This window comes from Mucilaginibacter sp. UYCu711, from assembly GCF_050433825.1.
In the GTDB taxonomy this organism is placed as follows: domain Bacteria; phylum Bacteroidota; class Bacteroidia; order Sphingobacteriales; family Sphingobacteriaceae; genus Mucilaginibacter.
Genome location: NZ_JBNPWM010000006.1, coordinates 59,726 through 79,616, shown reverse-complemented (window position 1 = coordinate 79,616; position 19,891 = coordinate 59,726). Strand labels below are relative to the sequence as shown.

23 protein-coding genes and 1 tRNA gene are annotated in these 19,891 nt (G+C 42.9%); 11 read left to right on the top strand and 13 right to left on the bottom strand.

What is annotated here, in order from left to right:
- Positions 1-76 precede the first annotated feature (76 nt).
- The 7 genes from rpe to ABIB50_RS13800 all read right to left on the bottom strand — a co-directional run bounded on the left by rpe (position 77) and on the right by ABIB50_RS13800 (position 5,771).
- Entirely contained in the window at positions 77-727 is a 651-nt protein-coding gene (rpe, locus tag ABIB50_RS13830) for a ribulose-phosphate 3-epimerase (RefSeq protein WP_429380377.1), read from the bottom strand.
- A 90-nt stretch (positions 728-817) separates the two neighbouring features.
- Positions 818-1,093, bottom strand: coding sequence for a hypothetical protein (locus ABIB50_RS13825; RefSeq protein WP_429380375.1), 276 nt, complete (start codon positions 1,091-1,093; stop codon positions 818-820).
- 233 nt (positions 1,094-1,326) lie between these two features.
- On the bottom strand, positions 1,327-3,447 hold the full coding sequence (locus tag ABIB50_RS13820) for a polyribonucleotide nucleotidyltransferase (protein WP_429380373.1): 2,121 nt from the start codon (positions 3,445-3,447) through the stop codon (positions 1,327-1,329).
- Between the two features lie 132 nt (positions 3,448-3,579).
- Complete coding sequence (rpsO, locus tag ABIB50_RS13815; protein ID WP_429380371.1) at positions 3,580-3,858, bottom strand: 30S ribosomal protein S15; 279 nt, start codon at positions 3,856-3,858, stop codon at positions 3,580-3,582.
- A 113-nt stretch (positions 3,859-3,971) separates the two neighbouring features.
- Positions 3,972-4,727, bottom strand: coding sequence for a hypothetical protein (locus ABIB50_RS13810; RefSeq protein ID WP_429380369.1), 756 nt, complete (start codon positions 4,725-4,727; stop codon positions 3,972-3,974).
- A gap of 50 nt (positions 4,728-4,777) precedes the next feature.
- Positions 4,778-5,143, bottom strand: a complete 366-nt coding sequence (locus ABIB50_RS13805; protein ID WP_429380367.1) for a VOC family protein — start codon at positions 5,141-5,143, stop codon at positions 4,778-4,780.
- Positions 5,144-5,192: 49 nt separating this feature from the next.
- Positions 5,193-5,771: a hypothetical protein gene (locus ABIB50_RS13800; RefSeq protein WP_429380365.1), complete on the bottom strand. Its 579-nt coding sequence runs from the start codon at positions 5,769-5,771 to the stop codon at positions 5,193-5,195.
- Positions 5,772-5,883: 112 nt separating this feature from the next.
- On the opposite strand from ABIB50_RS13800, the gene ABIB50_RS13795 reads away from it, so the two are divergent.
- From ABIB50_RS13795 to ABIB50_RS13780, 4 genes are all read left to right on the top strand, one after another.
- Complete coding sequence (locus ABIB50_RS13795) at positions 5,884-6,303, top strand: acyl-CoA thioesterase (protein ID WP_429380363.1); 420 nt, start codon at positions 5,884-5,886, stop codon at positions 6,301-6,303.
- A 255-nt stretch (positions 6,304-6,558) separates the two neighbouring features.
- Positions 6,559-8,754 carry a penicillin acylase family protein gene (locus ABIB50_RS13790; protein WP_429380361.1) on the top strand — a complete coding sequence of 732 codons (2,196 nt, stop codon included), beginning with the start codon at positions 6,559-6,561 and terminating at the stop codon, positions 8,752-8,754.
- Between the two features lie 264 nt (positions 8,755-9,018).
- Positions 9,019-9,252: a hypothetical protein gene (locus ABIB50_RS13785; protein ID WP_429380359.1), complete on the top strand. Its 234-nt coding sequence runs from the start codon at positions 9,019-9,021 to the stop codon at positions 9,250-9,252.
- Positions 9,237-9,539, top strand: coding sequence for a type II toxin-antitoxin system RelE/ParE family toxin (locus ABIB50_RS13780; protein WP_429380357.1), 303 nt, complete (start codon positions 9,237-9,239; stop codon positions 9,537-9,539). The genes ABIB50_RS13785 and ABIB50_RS13780 overlap by 16 nt, the downstream gene beginning before the upstream one ends.
- Before the next feature lie 257 nt (positions 9,540-9,796).
- Here ABIB50_RS13780 and ABIB50_RS13775 read toward each other — a convergent pair whose 3' ends face one another.
- On the bottom strand, positions 9,797-10,774 hold the full coding sequence (locus tag ABIB50_RS13775; RefSeq protein WP_429380355.1) for a D-alanine--D-alanine ligase: 978 nt from the start codon (positions 10,772-10,774) through the stop codon (positions 9,797-9,799).
- A gap of 130 nt (positions 10,775-10,904) precedes the next feature.
- Between ABIB50_RS13775 and ABIB50_RS13770 the strand changes: the two genes are divergently transcribed.
- The 7 genes from ABIB50_RS13770 to ABIB50_RS13740 all read left to right on the top strand — a co-directional run bounded on the left by ABIB50_RS13770 (position 10,905) and on the right by ABIB50_RS13740 (position 16,224).
- A complete protein-coding gene (locus ABIB50_RS13770; protein WP_429380353.1) occupies positions 10,905-11,675 on the top strand; it encodes a PASTA domain-containing protein in 771 nt (256 codons plus the stop codon).
- Positions 11,675-11,977: a rhodanese-like domain-containing protein gene (locus ABIB50_RS13765; RefSeq protein ID WP_429380351.1), complete on the top strand. Its 303-nt coding sequence runs from the start codon at positions 11,675-11,677 to the stop codon at positions 11,975-11,977. Before ABIB50_RS13770 ends, ABIB50_RS13765 begins: the two co-directional genes overlap by 1 nt.
- A 15-nt stretch (positions 11,978-11,992) precedes the next feature.
- Complete coding sequence (gene mltG, locus ABIB50_RS13760; RefSeq protein WP_429380349.1) at positions 11,993-13,048, top strand: endolytic transglycosylase MltG; 1,056 nt, start codon at positions 11,993-11,995, stop codon at positions 13,046-13,048.
- On the top strand, positions 13,049-13,456 hold the full coding sequence (locus ABIB50_RS13755) for an acyl-CoA thioesterase (RefSeq protein ID WP_429380347.1): 408 nt from the start codon (positions 13,049-13,051) through the stop codon (positions 13,454-13,456).
- Positions 13,457-13,467: 11 nt separating this feature from the next.
- A complete protein-coding gene (locus ABIB50_RS13750) occupies positions 13,468-14,439 on the top strand; it encodes a YihY/virulence factor BrkB family protein (RefSeq protein ID WP_429380345.1) in 972 nt (323 codons plus the stop codon).
- Between the two features lie 106 nt (positions 14,440-14,545).
- Positions 14,546-14,630 (top strand) — tRNA-Ser (locus ABIB50_RS13745).
- Positions 14,631-14,901: 271 nt separating this feature from the next.
- The gene (locus tag ABIB50_RS13740; protein WP_429380343.1) at positions 14,902-16,224 is read left to right on the top strand and encodes a site-specific integrase; all 1,323 of its coding nucleotides are present in this window, start codon (positions 14,902-14,904) and stop codon (positions 16,222-16,224) included.
- 67 nt (positions 16,225-16,291) lie between these two features.
- Here the strand turns inward: ABIB50_RS13740 and ABIB50_RS13735 are convergent, their stop codons facing one another.
- The 5 genes from ABIB50_RS13735 to traK form a co-directional block, all read right to left on the bottom strand.
- Positions 16,292-16,549, bottom strand: a complete 258-nt coding sequence (locus ABIB50_RS13735) for a hypothetical protein (RefSeq protein ID WP_429380341.1) — start codon at positions 16,547-16,549, stop codon at positions 16,292-16,294.
- Between the two features lie 26 nt (positions 16,550-16,575).
- On the bottom strand, positions 16,576-16,845 hold the full coding sequence (locus tag ABIB50_RS13730; protein ID WP_429380339.1) for a helix-turn-helix domain-containing protein: 270 nt from the start codon (positions 16,843-16,845) through the stop codon (positions 16,576-16,578).
- Positions 16,846-17,161: 316 nt separating this feature from the next.
- Positions 17,162-18,112 carry a hypothetical protein gene (locus ABIB50_RS13725; protein ID WP_429380337.1) on the bottom strand — a complete coding sequence of 317 codons (951 nt, stop codon included), beginning with the start codon at positions 18,110-18,112 and terminating at the stop codon, positions 17,162-17,164.
- 34 nt (positions 18,113-18,146) lie between these two features.
- Complete coding sequence (gene traM / locus ABIB50_RS13720) at positions 18,147-19,259, bottom strand: conjugative transposon protein TraM (protein WP_429380335.1); 1,113 nt, start codon at positions 19,257-19,259, stop codon at positions 18,147-18,149.
- Positions 19,260-19,271: 12 nt separating this feature from the next.
- Positions 19,272-19,889, bottom strand: a complete 618-nt coding sequence (gene traK, locus ABIB50_RS13715; protein WP_429380333.1) for a conjugative transposon protein TraK — start codon at positions 19,887-19,889, stop codon at positions 19,272-19,274.
- Positions 19,890-19,891: the final 2 nt, after the last annotated feature.

The window sequence follows — 19,891 nt, the reverse complement described above, 5'->3', positions numbered from 1 at the left end:
AAAATCAGCTTTTTAGGCTACTATATTGAATAAAATGAAAATAAAGGCACTATTTGTATTACGATTGTAATAAAAATCAGGCATGTTTAAGGGTTGATATCATTGCCGATGGATCAGCTGCTGCAAACACCGCGCTACCCGCCACCAATACATTCGCACCTGCCAAAAACAGCTTACCGGCGTTGTTTTGATCAACACCGCCGTCAACCTCAATAAACAGGTTTGGCTTATTCGCTTCAGCCAGTTTTTTTACTTCGGCTACTTTTTTATAGGTGTTTTCAATAAAGTGCTGCCCGCCAAAACCCGGGTTTACCGACATCACCAGCACCAGGTCCAGCTCGCCGATAATATCAACCAACATAGCTACCGGTGTATGCGGATTAATGGCCACCCCTGCCCTGCAACCGGCTTCTTTTATAACCTGCACGGTACGGTGTAAATTAGGGCAAGCCTCAAACTGTACGGTGATACCGGCTGCGCCTGCCGCAGCAAAACGTTTGATGTATCTATCAGGGTCAACAATCATTAAATGTACGTCAAGCGGCTTCGTAGCGTGCTTATAAGCCACCTCGGTTACCGGGAAACCAAAAGATATATTGGGCACAAACAAACCATCCATAATGTCTACATGGATCCAGTCGCCCTCGCTTTTATTAAGCATTTCGATATCGCGTTGCAGGTTACCAAAATCGGCAGCTAAGATTGATGGGGAGATTAGATGGTTCATAAAGCAAATATAGTAAACCCCCCGACCCCCTAAAGGGGGAGAAGAAAAAAATTATAAGTTATTTTACTCCCCTTCAGGGGGCTGGGGGGCTCAGTCACAGTTTAACAACAGATCATAATATTTCTTCATCAGCACTACATCATAGTTAACTAACGAGTTATAAGCTTCGGTAACCAGCTCGGTCAAAATAGAAGCACCAAGCTGCCCGCCACCATTGGGGATGGAGTCGTAATAGGCAATCAATTCTTTCACCCTTATTATTTCGTACAATAACAACTGGACTAAATCAGCATGGGGTCCTGCCGGTTTGCCTGAATTATTGTTGCTATTGAGAAAATCTAAAGGGTCATGCGGAGTAGAGGTCATTTTTCAATAGATCGGCCTTTTAGCTTTTATCAACACTATAACTGACGTAAATATCAGAAAACCACTTTTTGTTTTAATTATTTTAGATTTTTAAAACAAAATTTTGATAAACCAACAAAGGCCTTATAAATAAGGCCTTCACAAGCCCATCCCAAACCCTCCCCTTCCGGGGAGGGCTTTAGAAAGTGCAAATATTAAGTCTCCCCAACCGAGGGAGATTTAGAGGGGGCAAATTATTGCGCTGCTTCCGGCTTAGGCAATAAAACTTTACGCGAAAGTTTCAGTTTACCTTGCTTGTCAACATCTAATAATTTAACACGTACTTCATCACCAACTTCAAAAATGCCGTCCATGGTTTCAATACGTTTGTGGTCTATTTCAGATATGTGCAACAAACCATCTTTACCCGGCATAATTTCAACAAATGCACCAAATGGCATAATTGATTTTACTTTACCTTCGTATATCTCACCAACTTCTGGTTTAGAAGCTATGTTTTTAATACGGGTAACTGCTTTATCAATTGCGTCTTTGTTATCAGCAAATATTTGAACTACACCCTGGTTGCCAACTTCCTCGATAGAGATAGTAGCACCGGTTTCGCGTTGCATTTCCTGGATGATCTTGCCGCCAGGTCCGATAACGGCACCAATAAACTCTTTGTCGATACGGATAGTAACGATACGCGGAGCGTGTGGTTTGTAATCTTCGCGGGGCGCGCTCATGGTTTTGGCCATTTCGCCAAGGATATGTAAACGACCGTCTTTAGCCTGGTTTAAAGCGTTGGTTAACACTTCCCACGAAAGGCCGTTTATTTTCAGGTCCATTTGTACAGCAACAATACCGTTTTTGGTACCCGTTACTTTAAAGTCCATATCACCTAAGTGATCTTCGTCGCCAAGGATATCAGAAAGGATAGCATATTTAGTACCCATTTCGTTAGTGATCAATCCCATCGCGATACCAGATACCGGGTTGGTAATTTTGATACCTGCATCCATCAACGCCAATGTACCGGCACAAACCGTAGCCATTGATGATGAACCGTTTGATTCTAAAATATCAGATACGATACGGATAGTGTAAGGATTTGCATCCTCGGCAGGTAATACACGTTTTAATGAACGCATGGCTAAGTTACCGTGACCGATCTCGCGACGGCCTGCACCCCTGTTAGGACGAACCTCGCCGGTTGAGAAACCAGGGAAGTTATAGTGTAACAGGAATTTTTGATAACCATTGATGAACGCACCATCAATCATTTGCTCATCATCCTTAGCGCCTAAGGTAACTGATGTTAATGATTGCGTTTCGCCCCGGGTAAATACAGCCGAACCGTGAGCAGCCGGTAAGTAACCAACTTCGCTCCATATTGGGCGTACCTCTGTAGTTTTACGGCCGTCTAAACGTTTGCCTTCGTCTAATACAAGGTTACGGATAGCGTCATACTCCACATCATGGTAATATTTTTTAGCTAAGAATTTAGTGATATCATCTATCTCGCCTAACGTTGCGATATACTCGTCGCGTACGGCTTTAAATTTAGCACCACGCTCGTCTTTACCTGAAGCTTCGCCTGCAATAGCGTAAACTTTATCGTAAGTAGCAGCGTAGATAGCTTTCTCCAACTCATCATTACTATGCTCATGGCTATAAACACGTTTTTCGGTTTTACCAACTTCAATAGTTAACTCTTTTTGAGCTAAACACTGAACTTTAATAGCAGCGTGTGCAAATTTAATTGCTTCAACCAATTCAGGCTCCTGGATCTCGGCGCCTTCGCCTTCAACCATGTTAATGTCATGCTCGTTACCTGCTACAATAAACTCTAAAGTTGCAGTTTGCAGTTGGGTTAAAGTGGGGTTGATAACTAATTTACCATCAACTTTAGCTACGCGCACTTCTGATATGGGGCCGTTAAAAGGGATGTCAGATACAGATAATGCCGCTGATGCAGCTAAACCTGCCAATGCATCAGGCATGATATCTTTATCAGCTGATATTAATGATATCATTACTTGTGTGTCAGCATGATAATCACTCGGGAACATTGGGCGCAATGCACGGTCAACCAAACGCGAGATCAAAACCTCATAATCTGACAAACGGGCCTCGCGGCGTAAAAACCCACCGGGGATACGACCGGTAGCAGCGTATTTTTCTTGATAATCAACAGAAAGAGGTAAAAAATCAACTCCTTCTTTTGCTTCTTTTGATGAAACCACGGTAGCCAATAACATGGTATCACCCATTTTTATTACTACTGATCCATCAGCTTGTTTGGCCAGTTTTCCTGTTTCGATCTCGATGGTGCGGCCGTCACCTAAATCAATTACTTTCTTAATTATGTTCATCTTTTTTTGCGTTATGATGCACTTTTCATCTTTTAGAGCACATCGGTTTTTTTATGGTGTGTAATATTGTTGCAGAAAGTAAAAAAGCCGTACTCTAAACTGAGACGGCTTTTTATAAAAAATAACTTAAAGTTACTTAATGATATCCCTAAGCGCTAACGCTTTGATGATGGCACGGTATCTTTCAATATCTTTTTTGTAAAGGTAAGCCAGCAATCCGCGGCGTTTACCTACTAATTTTTGCAGTGATAACTGGGTTGAAAAATCGTGTTTGTTTTTTTTCAAATGGCCGGTTAAATGGGCGATACGGTAAGTGAATAATGCTACCTGACCTTCGGTCGAACCTGTGTCGGCTGCACTGCTACCGTGTTTTGCGAAAATTTCTTGTTTTTCTTCTGTACTTAAATACATTACGTAAATAATATTAAAGCGTTAATTATTTTGTTATTTGTGGGTGCAAAGGTAATGTTTTAATTCAAAAGTAAAAAGTTAAAAATCAAAAGAATATAATTATTTAACGATACTTAAAACTCACTAACATAGTCAGCAAAGCGCTTCTCTCGTGTAAAGCTATTATTTTGCCCGAAAACTGTAAAATGGTCTTTACGCCGTCCCGGGTCAAAATATTCTATTCGTAAATCATTACGGGTTTGAAAAAGTAAAAACGCCTGGTTGATCAATTCGCCTTTTACATAAAAATCAATAGTTAAGGGTTGCGTTGTAAAATTGGCTACGTAATCCATTAAAGTAACACTGGTTGCTGTTTTCCTGATGACACGATTAGAGTCAATGAAATTTAATTTAACTTTTCCGGTGTCCTTTTTAAACTTGCTTAACCATTGGCCAAGCAAGTCTTTATAAGAAGGCAATCTCATTTCTGTTCCGGGCAGCTCGTTTTTCACCTTCACAAACACCGTTACTTTTTTATTAGTAATATCAGCGTCTTTGGGTATGCCCCACATCATCCTGATTAAAAAGACACTGTCATTTAAAAATTTAATTTGAGGGTGACCGTACCTGGGATGTTTGGTATTTACCTGTGTTGTAAATTTCAATTCAATAATATCCTTATCAGCCTTTGCAGTATAATTCATTTTATTATGCACAAAGCCATCATTGGCTACCCATGCTCCTGTAGAGTCGGTTAAAAAAAAGATATTAACCTGCTTGCGCTTTGCTTCGCGCCAATGGCCGATAAGATTTTTTGGTGTGTATTGCTGGGCATAAACAACCGCCGTGCTAACAAATAAAATTAAAGTGATAAGTATTCTTTTGATCATGCGATAGTTGCATTTAGGTTCTCTCAAATATAAAACGAATGTTTAAATTATCAACTCCCGGTAGCAATCTCTATTAAAATATCCTGGTGCCTGAAATAAAACCCAAAAGTTTTACGAATTAGTTGCGGCTCTTGCGCTAACGGTATGCCGCCGGCTTTTAATCGTTCAAACGTAGCCGTTACTTCTTCGTCCGTTGATTGGAAGAACCCGATATGAAAAGCGTCCGGGTAAGTATGGTTACCATTTTGATTAAGCTTTTCGCTCATCAGCACCAAGGTAAACCCACCCCCGCCTTTTAAAATTGAGAGGGTATCGTTTAGCTTTACGTCAACCGGTTTAAAGTCGAAATAGGTTTCAAAAAAATCGCGGGCTGCCGCTACATCTTTTACTGGTAGGTTTATATGATTTAATTTCATGGTATAGGTATCGGCACAAATATACAACCAAATACCAATACTGACCTATCTACTTAGCAGGCGGTTCTACAACGGGCTTGTACGGCAACTTTGTAATCAGTTTACCGTCAATATAAAGCCTTAAATTATCAAACCACATTTTGCCCTTCCCTGTTAATAACCCGCCAACGTTGATGCTGCGCGCAACCTCGCTGTTATAGGGCATTGAAATGGTATATTCCTTCCAATCGTTGGTACCGTGCAGGTTTTGCTTTTCCATTTTATCAAATTCGTCAATACCATTTACCCGCATCCAAATACCTGCATAGCCATTGGTAACATTTTCTGTTTTAATAAACCCTTTTAATTGCAAGGTACTGCCGGTAAAATTATAAGGGAGAACACAGTTAATAGCGCCATAAGGGGCGGTATCGTTTGATGTAATACTGATTGCATATTTGCCGTGTTTCACCGTATTACTATCCAGTTGATACCTATACCCACCTTTCATTACGGTTGTCCAGGCTACCGGCATATTGGTTTTGGGGTCTATCTTTTCAAGATCACCATTAAATATCACCTGCGCTTTTAAGCGGTTACTGCTGATAAAGCATATCACCAGTATAAATATAAAAACAGGACGTTGCATGGCTTTAAATTGGTAATTAAAGTTACCTATTAAAATCGTCGGTTTCCTATTTAAAAAAGACAGCGATTCTATTTATTCCCTTTTGAATTTTTACTTTTGATTTTGACTTAACATGAGCTACGCCACCTTTCAAACCGAATACCGTGTTCGGCCCGACGATATTGATATGTACCGCCACGTGCACAACAGCCGGTATTTTGATTACGTGCTGGCCGCCAGGTACGACCAGATGGAACGCTGCTACGGCATGGCTATGGAAGTGTTTTTAGAGCAGGGCTACGGCTGGCTGGTGCGCAGCGTGTTTATGGACTATAAGCGCCCCCTAATTTTGGGCGACTATTTTACCGTTAACACCGGCATTGAAAGTATCGACGAAAAGATCTGCCGCGTTAAATTCGACATCAAAAACAAAACCAGCAATAAAATATGCTGCGATGGCTGGTTTGATTTTGTAATGGTAACTATAGCCGATGGAAAAGCTGCCAAGATCCCGGCAGATGTGATTGAACACTATACTTCATTTAAAAAATAACCTGGCTAAGTAGGGCGCTCCGCTGGAGCCGTTAAATATTGTTGGTATTTACTATAAACAGGTAGTTCCGCTGGAACTCTCTTTTTTAAACTCCGGAGGAGTAACCTGTTTATAGTAAGAAGAAACAAATTAGAAGGCTCCGGAGGTGCCTCCTTAAACGGTTTTTAGTTAAAAAAGCAATTCCCTGCGACTGAATCAAAGTTCACTCTCATTAATTTCATCCAAAATAGCTAAATTAGGTTTCGCTATTTAGCTATGAAAAAAAAATTAACTGCTCTCCTGTTTTTGCTGTCCCCGGTATGTGTTATCGCTCAAAAATTCACGCCTGCCGAGATCTCCCGCTATCGACAACAAGCCAAAACCGTTACCATAATTAAAGATAACTGGGGCGTACCGCATATCTACGGACCTACTGATGCCTCAGTAGTATTTGGGTTGCTATACCAGCAATGCGAAGAAAATTTCCAGGGTGTGGAGCGTAATTACCTGTACCAGCTGGGCAGGCAGGCCGAAGCTGATGGTGCAACTGTATTGTATACCGATGTGCAGCTGCAAATGATAACCGACACGGCCTATGCCATAAAAGCTTACCAAACCTCGCCCTTATGGTTTAAAAAGCTGATGAACGCCTTTGCCGATGGTATTAACTACTACCTGTACAAACATCCCGAAGTGAAACCTAAAGTATTTAAACATTACGAGCCATGGTACGCCCTGATGTTTACCGACGGCAGCGTAAATGCTACCGTTACCGCAGGTTTGACTCTAAGAGAAACAGAAAACTTTTACGCGGGCATGGGCCAGGCTACCGGTGCTGTAGCGCCGCATAAAATAACCTCGCCGCAGGAGTTGTTGGATGAACGCGAGATCGGCTCGAATGGCTTTGCCCTATCTCCTGCTAAAACAGCTTCGGGCCATGCTATGTTGTATATCAATCCGCATGTACCTTTTTATTTCAGGGATGAGGTGCAGCTGGTAAGTAACGAAGGGCTTAACGTTTACGGCGCGGTAACCTGGGGACAGTTTTTTGTTTACCAGGGCTTTAACCAGCATTGCGGCTGGATGCATACCTCGAGTAATGCCGATGTTGGGGACTTGTACGCCGAAAAGGTTAGTAAGAAAGACGGCAAGTGGTATTACGAATATAACGGCGCGCTTAAACCTGTTACCGGGCGAAAATTAACTATCAATGTAAAGGATGGTGATAAGGTAACGCCTAAAGTGATAACCGGCTACTATACCCACCACGGACCGGTTTTGGGCAGTCGCGACGGTAAGTGGCTGGCTTTGAAAGCCAACAATCAATCGTACAACGCGCTTTTAGAATCATGGCTGATAACCAAAGCCAATAATTTAGGCGAATATAAAAAGGCGATGAACCTGTTATCAAACGGAACAAATAATACCGTTTATGCTGATGACAAGGGGAATATCGTTTTCTGGTACGGCAACTTTATGCCCAAACGCGACCCGAAACTGGACTGGACCCAACCCGTAGATGGTTCGACAATTGCAACCGAATGGAAGGGCCTGCACCCGCTTAACGAAATTGTACAGGTTATAAACCCGGTTACCGGCTGGATAGAGAACTGTAACTCCACCCCTTACACCTCATCAGGCAAAAGCAGTCCGGATAAAACAAAGTACCCGGCTTATATGGCTCCCGACGGGCAAAACTTTCGCGCGGTAAACGCAATCCGTTTATTAAGCGATGCAAAAAATGTTACTATGGATGGGTTGATAGCAAAGGGTTACGATCAATACTTAAGCATATTCGACGTATTACTACCGGCTTTATTTAACGCCTATAATAAAGCTGATGCCGGCACAAAAGCCTCTTTAGCCGAACCGATAATAGTACTGCAACAATGGGACCGGCGATCTGCCGTACATTCTATCGCTACCACGCTGGCAGTTGAATGGGGAAACAGTATCATACTGGCTATGCCACGCGCAAAATCGTCCGAAGATGGTACTTACCAAACCGAACGTATTGGCATCATCCTAAAAAACATGAGCGATAAGCAGCTGCTTAACCTGCTTGCCGAAAGCGTACAAAACCTGCAAACCCGTTACGGCATATGGAAAACCGAGTGGGGCGATATTAACCGCTACCAGCGCCCCGCCAACGGTGTGTTTGACGATAACGCGCCAAGCATCCCCGTGGGCCAGGTATCATCAGCCTTTGGCGAACTGCCATCATTTGTAAGCCGTACGGTTGATACCAAAAAACGTTATGGCTACTCGGGTAATAGCTTTATCGCCGTAGTTGATTTCGGTCCGAAAGTAAAAGCCAGATCTATCATCACCGGCGGGCAATCGTTCGATCCAACATCAAAACATTTTACAGACCAGGCAGAGGGCTATATCAATGGTAAATTTAAAGATGTGCTGTTTTATAAGGCTGATGTTTTAAAGCATGTGGAGAAGAGTTATCATCCGGGGGAATAGGAGGGAAATCGCTTTTAAAAATTAAAATTTTTCTAGGAGGCACCTCCGGAGCCTTCCACTGTGTTTTTTATTTCTATAAACAGGTTACTCCTCCGGAGTTTAAAAAAAAGAGAGTTCCGGCGGAACTACCTGTTTATAGTAAATACCAACATCTTAACGGCTCCAGCGGAGCCTCCTATTCTAAAAGCGATTTCGCTGGGGGGGGATAGTAAATTTTTTAATATTAAAACTCAAAATGTTTAACTTAGTATAAAAATGAAGGCCATGGATTTAAAGATCGAAAAGTTGAATATTTTACAAACTATAATGAATACTACAGACGAAGGACTTATTATGGATGTAAAAGCGCTTTTGTCTGATAGAAAAACCGACTGGTTTGATGGCCTAAATGATGAACAGCAAAAAGATGTTTTAGAAGGACTTGCAGAAGCCGACCGTGGTGAAACCGTTACGCATGCAGAAGCAGTAAAACTATTTGGAAAATGGGGGTTGAAATAATTTGGACCCCGAGAGCACTTAAAACATTTGGTAAAAGAATAGCTTATCTTGAAGAACACTGGACGGAAAAGGAAATATTTAATTTTACCGCAAGGGTTAATGAATACCTTGAAACATTAAAAACCGAACCTTTAATGTTCCGCAAATCCACCAGGCTGAAACAAACTCATATTGGTGTAATCATTAAGCAAGTATCCCTGGTATATCGATTCAAAGCCAAAAACAATAAAATTGAGCTGATTGCTTTTATTGATAGCAGGCAAAATCCTAAAAAACAGGATTATTAATATCTTCAAGATTGCTTTGTCTTGTTTCATCATGAAACAAAAAGGCGTTTCTCGCCACTAAAATCAGCTATTTTGCAATTAACTGATTATCAAAAATATACACTAAAATAAACTATAAATATACTGACGCAAAAGTTGTTTCATTTTGTTTCACTAAATTTCAGAAAAAAACTGTATATCAAATAGTTAACTCAAAACCTTGTTTCACCTGTTTCATTTGATTCGCATTTTCGTGAAACAAAACAAAGCAGCTTAAACTACATATTACTTTCTATCAACTCACCATAAAAATCAGGCACGCTCATGCCTGCTGCCCTAACCTGCTGCGGTATTAAACTGGCTGATGACTGGCCCGGCGTAGTGTTGATCTCGATAAAGTAAAAATCAAGTGTATCGTCTAACAATATAAAATCTATCCTGGCCATGCCTTTACAGTTAAGGCGCAGGTAAACTTCAGTTAATATCTCGGCTATCTGGGCATTTTTTTCAGGGCTCAGGTCGGCCGGGGTAATTTCTTTAGTTTCGCCGTCTGAATACTTGGCTTCATAGTCGAAAAAGTCCTTTTTAGTAATGATCTCGGTAGCCGGCAGCACGGTTATTTTGCCATGCAGGCGGGCAATGCCCCGGCTAAATTCGCGGCCCTTTATAAATTCCTCTATCAATATCTGGTCGTCCTCATGAAAAGCTTTGGCAATGGCCTCAGGCAACTCGCCAACGGTGTAAACCTTACTCATACCCACACTGCTGCCGCCATTATTAGGCTTAATAAACAACGGGAATTTTAAAGCCGCGGCAATATTAACAACATCATGCCCGTCATTCCTAAACAGCCGCAGTGATTTAGCCGTGTTGAGGCCATGTATGCCATGCACAATGGTTTTGGTATAAGCCTTATTCATGCTAATGGCCGATGTAGTAACATCGCAGGTATTGTAAGGGACATTTACCAGGTCGAGATAGCCCTGCATTTTACCGTCCTCGCCGGGGGTACCGTGAATGGTTATAAAGGCAAAGTCAAACTTTATTTTCTCCCCTCTTACAGTTATACTGAAATCGTTTTTATCCACATCAAAGCGTTCGCTGTCATCTTCGTAAAACCAGCGGTCGCGGTTAACTAATATGGTGTAAACGTTGTATTTGTTCTTATCTAAATTAGCCGCTATGTTTTGAGCGCTGTTTAATGATACTTCGTATTCGCCGGTAAAGCCGCCGGCCAAAAGTGCTATGTTTTTCATTGTCATACGGTCAAATATAAATATTTTTGAAGCAGGAGAGCTAATAAATACATTAGTTTTTCAAACTGCATAAATCCGAAATTATCCTTATGTTTGATGCATTATTAAGTATAATACTACCAGGCTGCAGATGAGTAAACTCGGAGAATATTTAAAAACCAAATCTTTCAGAAACAATATACTTTTGGCTATAGGTTTGGTTATAGCAATAGTATTGATCGCGTTTTTCAGTCTTAGTTTTTATACTAATCACGGCTCAGGTATTCCCGTTCCCAAATTAAAAGGTTTGCCTATCGATAAAGCCATCAGCATATTAGAAGATCAGGGTTTTGAATACCAGATAGATTCAGTGTATGTAGGCGATGCGCCTCCGGGTACGGTTATAGAACAAGACCCTGACCCCGAAACCAATGTAAAAGAACATCGTAAAATATATTTAACCATGGTTACGGTAAAGGCCCCGCCGGTGGCGTTCCCTGATATTGACCAGATGCCTTATATACAAGCCGTTGCTACCCTGCAAAACAATGGGTTAAAAGTTGGCGATACCACCTATCGGGCTGACATTGCATTGAACGTGGTTTTAGAAGCAAGATTAGCTGGGCAGACCATAAAGGCAGGCACAAAGATCCCTAAAGGCTCAAAAATTGACCTGGTTTTGGGCGATGGTGTCGGCGCCAGCGAAGTTGAAGTGCCTGATCTGATAAACCAGGACCTCGACGCGGTAAGGTTTATATTGAAAAACTCGAACTTAAGCGTGGGCACAATTACTTACGAGGGCGCGATAACAGATTCAGGCAACGTTGTAGTGGTTAGCCAATCGCCAATGAAAACCGACTCATTAACTAAGGTTAGCATCGGTACAAAAATTAACTTAACAGTTACGCAAGGCAAACAATAATGCAGCAAATTGATGCACAAAGTTTTAACAGCAGGTTAAAGGGCAGCGAGCCGCTTATTTTGCTGGATGTGCGCGAAGAAATAGAATATCATACTTATAACATTGGTGGTACAAACATACCGCTATCGCAATTAACCGAAAAACTGGCGCTGGTGGCCCCTAACAAAAGCGCCGAAATAATTGTTATATGCAAAGCAGGCTTGCGCAGCCAAACAGCGCAGGCTATTTTAATACAAAACGGCTTTACAAACGTTAAAAATTTAACCGGCGGATTACTGGCCATGCAAAGATTGCAGGCCTGATCACACACTACTATCATGGCTAAACAAAAAACATCATCGGGCGGCACATTTAAGAAATTTATTATCGCCCTTGTAATTATAGTTGTCCTGGCATTGGGCGGCACCCTATTGTTTTATTATTTAAGATATTTCGGGCCAAATGTTACCGGCAACGAAGAATACCTATACATACATACCGGCGAGGACTTTGACAGCGTTTATAAAACTATCCGCGATAAAAATATAGTTACCGATACGGCTACATTCTCATGGGCGGCGCGGAATATGAAATACGTGGGCCATGTTAAACCAGGTAAGTATCGTTTACATGAAGGGATGAGCAACCGCAAGTTTATACGGATGCTGCAGTTGGGCGAGCAGGAACAGGTGGAATTGTCTTTCCATGTATTCAGGACCAAAGAACAATTTGCCGCATTTGTAGGTAAAAAGTTCGAGGCCGATTCGGCAACACTGATTCGTTATCTTGACTCGGCCGACTTTGTGAAACAATACGGCTTTACTACTGATAATTCTTTTGTAATGATAATGCCGGATACTTATCAGCTGTATTGGAATATATCGCCCGAGAAGTTTTATAAGCGCATGTTTACGCATTATGAAAACTTTTGGACACCAGCGCGTAAACAACAAGCAGCCGCTTTAAACTTAACCGTACCACAAGTATCCATATTAGCTTCTATAGTGGACGCTGAGGCCGTTTATGACGACGAGATGCCAACTATTGCCGGCTTGTATTTAAACAGGCTACGTAAGGGTATGAAGCTTGAATCAGACCCTACAGTTATCTTTGCCATGAACGATTTTACCATCCATAGGGTGCTAAACAAATATCTGTCGGTTAACTCGCCTTATAATACTTATTTGCATACTGGTTTACCTCCGGGGCCGGTTATGCTGCCATCAGTAAACGCCGTTAAAGCGGTACTGAATTACGAGAAGAACGATTACATATACATGGTTGCTAAAGAGGATTTTTCTAACCGCCATAACTTTGCTACCAATGTGGCCGAGCATAACAGGAACGCGCAAAAATTCCGCAAGGCGCTTGATGAACGTAACATTAAAAAATAAATGTTTGAGCACTCAACCAAAATAAGAGTACGTTACGGCGAGACTGACCAAATGGGTTATATGTACTACGGCAACTATGCCGAGTTTTACGAAGTTGGCCGTGTTGAAATGTTGCGCAGCCTGGGCCTTACCTACAGCGGTATGGAAGCATCAGGTATAATGATGCCGGTGCTGGAGATGAAAAGCAAGTATCTAAAACCTGCTTTATACGACGAAGAGATCACAGTAAAGGTTATTATGGATAAAATGCCCGGCGTTAAAATTCATTTCAGGTATGATCTGTACAATGAAAAGAGCGAACTCATTCACCAGGGCGAAACCTTGCTGGTATTTGTAAATATGAAAACCAGCCGCCCCTGCCTGCCATCTCAAGAGTTTTTAGATAAAATAAAGCCATTTTTTAAGTAAATTAGCTTCAGATGAGATGGGTTCACCGTTTATTATTCCGTATAAAACTATACCGGGCGTTTATTAAATGGACCAAAAGCATTGTATTGCCGGGTTTTGGTAACCTGTCTGTACACGCTGTTACCATTTCGTTGATAAATGAGTTTTTGGAGGATTCTTTATTAAACAAAGCTTCATCACTGGCATATAACTTTATGCTGGCGCTTTTCCCGGGTACGCTGTTTTTATTTACACTGATAGCCTATATCCCGGTTGATAATTTCCAGGAAAAACTATTAGAGTTGCTCAGAACCATTTTACCAACCTATGCCTATCTGGCCTTCGAAACTACAATAGAAGACATTATAAAGCACCAAAATGCGGGGTTATTATCATTGGGTTTTATAACTGCCTTATATTTTGCCACCAATGGCGTTAGTAACTTAATGCAGGCTTTTAATAACTCATCATTGATATTAGAAAAACGCACCTGGCTTAAACGCCGTTGCATTGCCATGCTGCTTACCATAGTTATTGCTGTAGCTCTTATAGTGGCCATAGCTGTTATGATAGCTGGCGAAAGTGTGATAACCTATTTACAAAGTCACGTAGCAAGCAAAAGTCATTTTTGGATCTATTTGCTTACGCTGTCGCGCTGGTTTATTATAATCACCATCTTCTTTGTCAGTATTTCGGTGTTATATCGTTACGGGCCGTCTCATAAACTAAAATGGCCCTTTTTAAGCCCCGGATCTATCCTGGCAACAGGGTTGGCCATTTTAACTTCGTTGGGTTTTACTTATTACATCAATCATTTCGCATCATACAATAAAATATATGGCTCCATCGGTACTATCATCGTAGTGATGCTTTGGCTATATTTAAACTCATTAATATTGCTCATTGGCTTCGAATTGAATGCAAGCATTGATCTTTCCAAGCGCAATTTAAAGATCGTCAAGCCCCGTTTTAATAGTTTTCGCGCAGAAAAGTTGTCAGATTAAAAATTCAATAACTTAACAGTCAATTACTTATAAGCCTTTTAACAAAATGTTAAAAAAAGTAAAATTCCCGCTTGCCAATTCGGCCCGGATTTGTACTTTTGTCCCCGGAGAGCTGGCAGAGTGGTCGATTGCGGCAGTCTTGAAAACTGTTGACTGTAACAGGTCCTGGGGTTCGAATCCCTAGCTCTCCGCGGAATACATTATCAAAAACAAACAAAACCCTGTAAATCAATGATTTACAGGGTTTTTTATTTTCATCAAAACAGCAAAAAAGCACAAAAAAACACAAAAAGGCGTGGCAAATACGTGGCAATTCTAAAATTTTATAAATTGCCACGGCAAAGCATGTAACTCACTGTATATTAAGTTGTTCACGAGGTGAACATCTTGATTCCCAATGACTGTTTTTCGACATTTATTCACTTTTAAACGTGGCAATTTATGTTAGAAAAAAGCTTCGGATTGCTTTTCTTTCTGAAACAATCCAAAAATGAAGGTAAAAAATTCATCTACCAGCGTATCACCGTTGATTGCAAAGCAGTAGAATGGTCAACCAGGGAACAATGGGATTCGAACCGTTGGGATCAGGACAAATGCCGTGCTATCGGCATCAAGGATGATGTTAAACAAATTAACTTCTTCCTTGACACCCTGCATAGCAAGGTGCTTAAGGCCCGTCAACAACTGATCAGTGAGGAAGAAGAAATAACTGCCGAATTACTGCGCGACCTCGTTACCGGCAGGACAACGCAAAGAATGATACTGGAAATTTTCGCCCAGCACAATTCACAAATGAAAGCACTCGTGGGACAAGATTTCGCGGACGGCACGCTGGATCGATATGAAACCTCACTGGAACATACCCGCAAGTTTATTGCCTGGCAATACCACAAGGAAGATTTTTCCATCAAAAAACTTGATCATTATTTCATTGAGCAGTATGCGTTTTGGCTAAAGACCGTTCGTAAGTGCAACCACAATACCACCATGAAGTACCTGGCAAACTTTAAAAAGATCGTACTCATCTGCGTGAAGAACAAATGGCTGCCGGGCGACCCCTTTGTTAATTTCAAACTAACCAAGAAAGTGATCAGCCGCGACCCCCTGAACCAGTTTGAACTCGAAAGGATGGTTGTCAAAGATTTCGAAAATGAACGGCTAAACAACGTGCGGGATATTTTTGTATTCAGCTGTTGTACCGGTTTGGCCTATGCTGATGTAAAAAAACTGAAACGGACTGAGATCTGCCAAGGCAACGACGGGGAACAATGGATCTTTACCGCCCGTCAAAAAACAAACACCCCCTGCCCTATTCCCTTGTTACCATTGGCGCTAACCCTGCTCGCGAAGTACGCCGATCACCCCAAATGTCAGCATAGTCATATGGCGCTCCCGGTACTGTCCAACCAAAAAATGAACGCCTATCTAAAAGAGATAGCGGATATCTGCGGTCTTAACAGAGAACTGACTTTTCACCTGGCCAGGCATACTTTCGCCACAACCATCTGCCTCTCTAATGGTGTGCCGCTGGAAACCGTGTCAAAAATGCTCGGTCACACTACGCTGACGCAGACCCAACATTATGCGAAGATCATGCCTGATAAGATCGGTCGTGATATGGCACAGTTGCGCAACAAGCTGACAGGCGTAGCTTCAGCGGAACCGGTAGCAATAAAAACACTGTCGTTAACTGACGGTAAAACATTACCGGAAAGCACCAAGCCCGAAAAGGAAATTGATTTGCCCAGCCGGCGCAAGTACACCTATGTTTACTCTGTCTCCTAAACAGAAGAAGGAGGCCGAACGGTTCGGCCTCCTTCTTCTTAGTAAATACAGTAACGGCTCAGCGGGACTAGTATACCAGCAGCGTTACCCAACTCCCGTTGAAAGGGTTATAGGACGGCCGATAAATGATATAGCCGTAATCCCGCAACTGCCGGATACATTTATGATAGGTAACAATACTGCCGATATGCGTACGAGCCATGATCTCGCTACGCGAGATTGGAAAAGAATCAGGGAAGTCGTTTACCGCCCATTTATTAAATAAGCTAACGTAAATACTAAAATGCCACACCGTGACGCGCTGATCGCGGGCCAGGTTATCCAACAACGCGTTAAAAGATGATTGAAAATTCAAGACCGGGACGCCCCCTTCTCCAGCATGAGCTGCACATCCGCGTAACGGTAGTAATAGGAACCACCCACCTTGGAATATTTCAGCTGGCGCGTTATCCGCCAGGTACGCAGTGTTCCAGCGGAGATCCCCAGCAGTTTCCTTAACTGTAAAGGCTTCAACCATTCCACCGGTCGGGACTGCTTTTCAGAAAGCATATTCTTGATCTCAGTTAGTAATTCATTCCTAAAAAGCAATAGATCTTCTTTCGTTACAATTTCCACACTCATCTTTCACACATTTTAATTAACACCCGAAAAGCAGATAAATCTTACTTCGCTGATTCCTTTTAAAGGAAGGTTCATATCTGATATAGCCAAATTCGTGGAGGTCCCGAATACATTTATGGTAAGTAGTACTGGCAGAAATCTTTGCTATCGGCATGATTTCATGACTATAAGCACTAATCGGATTTGTAAAATCATGATCCTGCCAGTACTGTACCAGCGTCGCGTATAAACCAATATGCGTTATACTTATCCGGCCATCCTTCTGGATCGCTTCAAAAAACCCCGCTATCGGCTTAAACACCTCCACTTTGATTAATCAGACTTTGACACCTGTTTTCCGGCGATGGCCGTGGTCATTTTTCTGCTCGGCGGCGACCGTGTCTTGTTGTTTTACCTGCTCTGTTTTGGACTGGCTGTTCGTTTCACTTTGTGCCGCCTGCTGGCCTTGTGCCTGATCTACCCCACCAGCTTTCAGGTCGGTTTGTTTGGCCGCTTCACCGCGCGCAATGGCTGCCTGCTGCACCTGTTGAGGGGTAAGCTCCACTTTCTGCGTTTGGTTAACTGCCTGTTTGTCGACTTTTTTAAGTTCCATTTTCTGACCCGCCGCGTCATAAAAATCCAACCGCATCATCCTCGGATTGGCGACAACTTTCGCCGCGATCTCCTGACCGTCTTTAATGATCGTCACATTCGCGAGGTTTCCCCTTTGGATCGACGGCAGCAAGCGGCTCAGGTCATATTTTTCCTCCACACCCTTGACCGGGTATTGCTTCAGTTCTTTTTCATGATCCCAGAACATCACTTTCGGATCAAAATTACCAAACTTATCGGCGGACTTGAAGTCCAGGGCGCGCCAGGCAAAATAGGTTTCACCGGTCGGCATCATTTTCATTTCACCATTTACTTCCACCCGTTCCATTTTAGGCTGTTCCCGAAAAGCGGCACGACCTTCCATCATATTGTAGCGTTCCTGGAGCGTGTAATTATATTTTGCGCCGACAAAAAAGGTCTGGGTCAAATCTTCCATTCCCTCCTTTTTCAAGGTCGAGTCAAAGCGGTTAAAAAAAGTGATATCCTTTTCTAACTGGTCGCCTTTTGAAAAGTGCAGCACTGAGTCGACCACATCTTTACCGAATGCCCGGCTATGGTTCAGCGTGAACTCAGCCAAATTCTGATCCATTTTGGTGTGCAGGTCTTTGGCGATATCTTCGCCAAAACCAAGGTTCTTTAGTTGATCTTTTGTAAATTCAAAACTTTCCTGATTCATAATTTCTGATTTTAATGATTGATAAATCTGTTAATTAGTAATTGCCGGGTTTCAGGCTATTATTGTCGCGCAGCAACAGCTGGTGCTTATCTTTTAGCTTACCTTTTACCTGTTTGATCTTTTTGGAAAATAAACCTTTCGCCGTATTGATACCGGCAGTGGTCAGCTGCGCCGTCATGGACGGATCAAAACTCATCATATCCATGTTTTGAACGCCACCTACAGCCCCATCACGCAATACGTCACCGGTTACCGCTTCAGGCACACTGATCCCTTCCAAGCCATCGTGCATATCAAATACCGTCAGGTCGACCGGAAAAAAATTATAACCCACATGGATACTCCGGATGTTCAAGGTATAGCGCTGGCTTGTCAGCGTGCCGCTGCCATAGATCAATTGCCCTTTTTCGTAGAACTGCCCGCCGATGGTCACCGTGTCCAGCAATTGCATTTTAATAACCGTCCCCTGCACAATTTTCTGGTTGCCGACAATTTCCGCCGGGATCGCCCGGAATTTTTTAACCGCGCCCTTCTCGTCTGCGGTGTTCGCCGCCTTCGCCCGTTCCGGATGCTGGATCTCCAGGATCTTTTCCAGCAAACCGTTCATTTGTTTTAATTCGGGATCCTCCGTAGCCGATTTGACTTTAACCACGCTATCTACTTTCGGCAGCACGGATTCCCTGACTGCCGGCTTTAGGGCTACCGGCGGGGCATTAATTACTGCCTGTAATTGACTAAGCCGCTGGTTGATCCTGGCCTCATTGGCCGCTGCGGAATGATTTGTGGCGCTGGTTTCAAAAGCCGGCACCGGTTGCGGTGAATAAGGATCGCCAAAACTCAAACGGTTCGCGGTGGAATCGATGACCGCCTTTGTGTAGGGATCAGTTTTCCTTAACTGGTCTTTTTTCAGCGAATCGGCTTGCGCCTTATCATAAAAACTCATTTTGTCGCCCGTCTGTTCCGCGCCGATGATCGAAGCGGGCAGCTTCATGCGCAGACCTTTTTTAGCGGCAGCTTTGGCCGATTCAGGTTGTCCGCCGCCCAGCGCCCAAAAGAGCAAGGTCGTGCAGCAAAAAATGATTAGTGGTAAGACCAGCAGCGCGATACGCTGGCGTTTTTGTTTGCTAGTTAATTCAGTTGTTTTCATAGTTATTATTATTTAATGGTTGGTGACACTTAATTCTTTATTTTCCAGCGTATTCCAGTTTTCGATCAGGAAACCCAACAGGTTATTATCACTGCGGTCGACTTCCCGCAGCTCGCCTTGGGTCACCAGGCTTTGAGCCACCTGGCTGGTCGAACGGATAATACGCAGGGTCGCGTAACAGCGAAAATGGTAAGGGCTGCTTTTGAGGTCCAGCTGGACGCTGTCGACAATGATCCGCTGGCTGATATTACCGGCCATAATGCCCGCGTAGTAGCCGCTGACAGATAAACTGTCGTAGACTTTTTTCGCCGAGCCGTCGGCGAGGTACAGCGCCCGTGATATGTTACGATGAATCACTTTGTCATCGGGATCCAGCGTAAAGAACGCTTCATGGAAGGCACGGACATGCCCCCGTAATTGCATGGGCAGGTAGGCGCTTTTTTCAGCGGCGACGGCTGACCAGGCACTGTTACCCGCCAGGATATAGACCTTGCTCTGCAACGCTATTGACGCCGTTTTGAGTTCATAGGCCATGAAACAGATCGCGAGGAAGGCGCAGACTACGATCGCGATGGTGAACCCCCGGACATGCTGGAAAGCGGTTTCAAGATTCTTTGGTTTCTTAAACATAG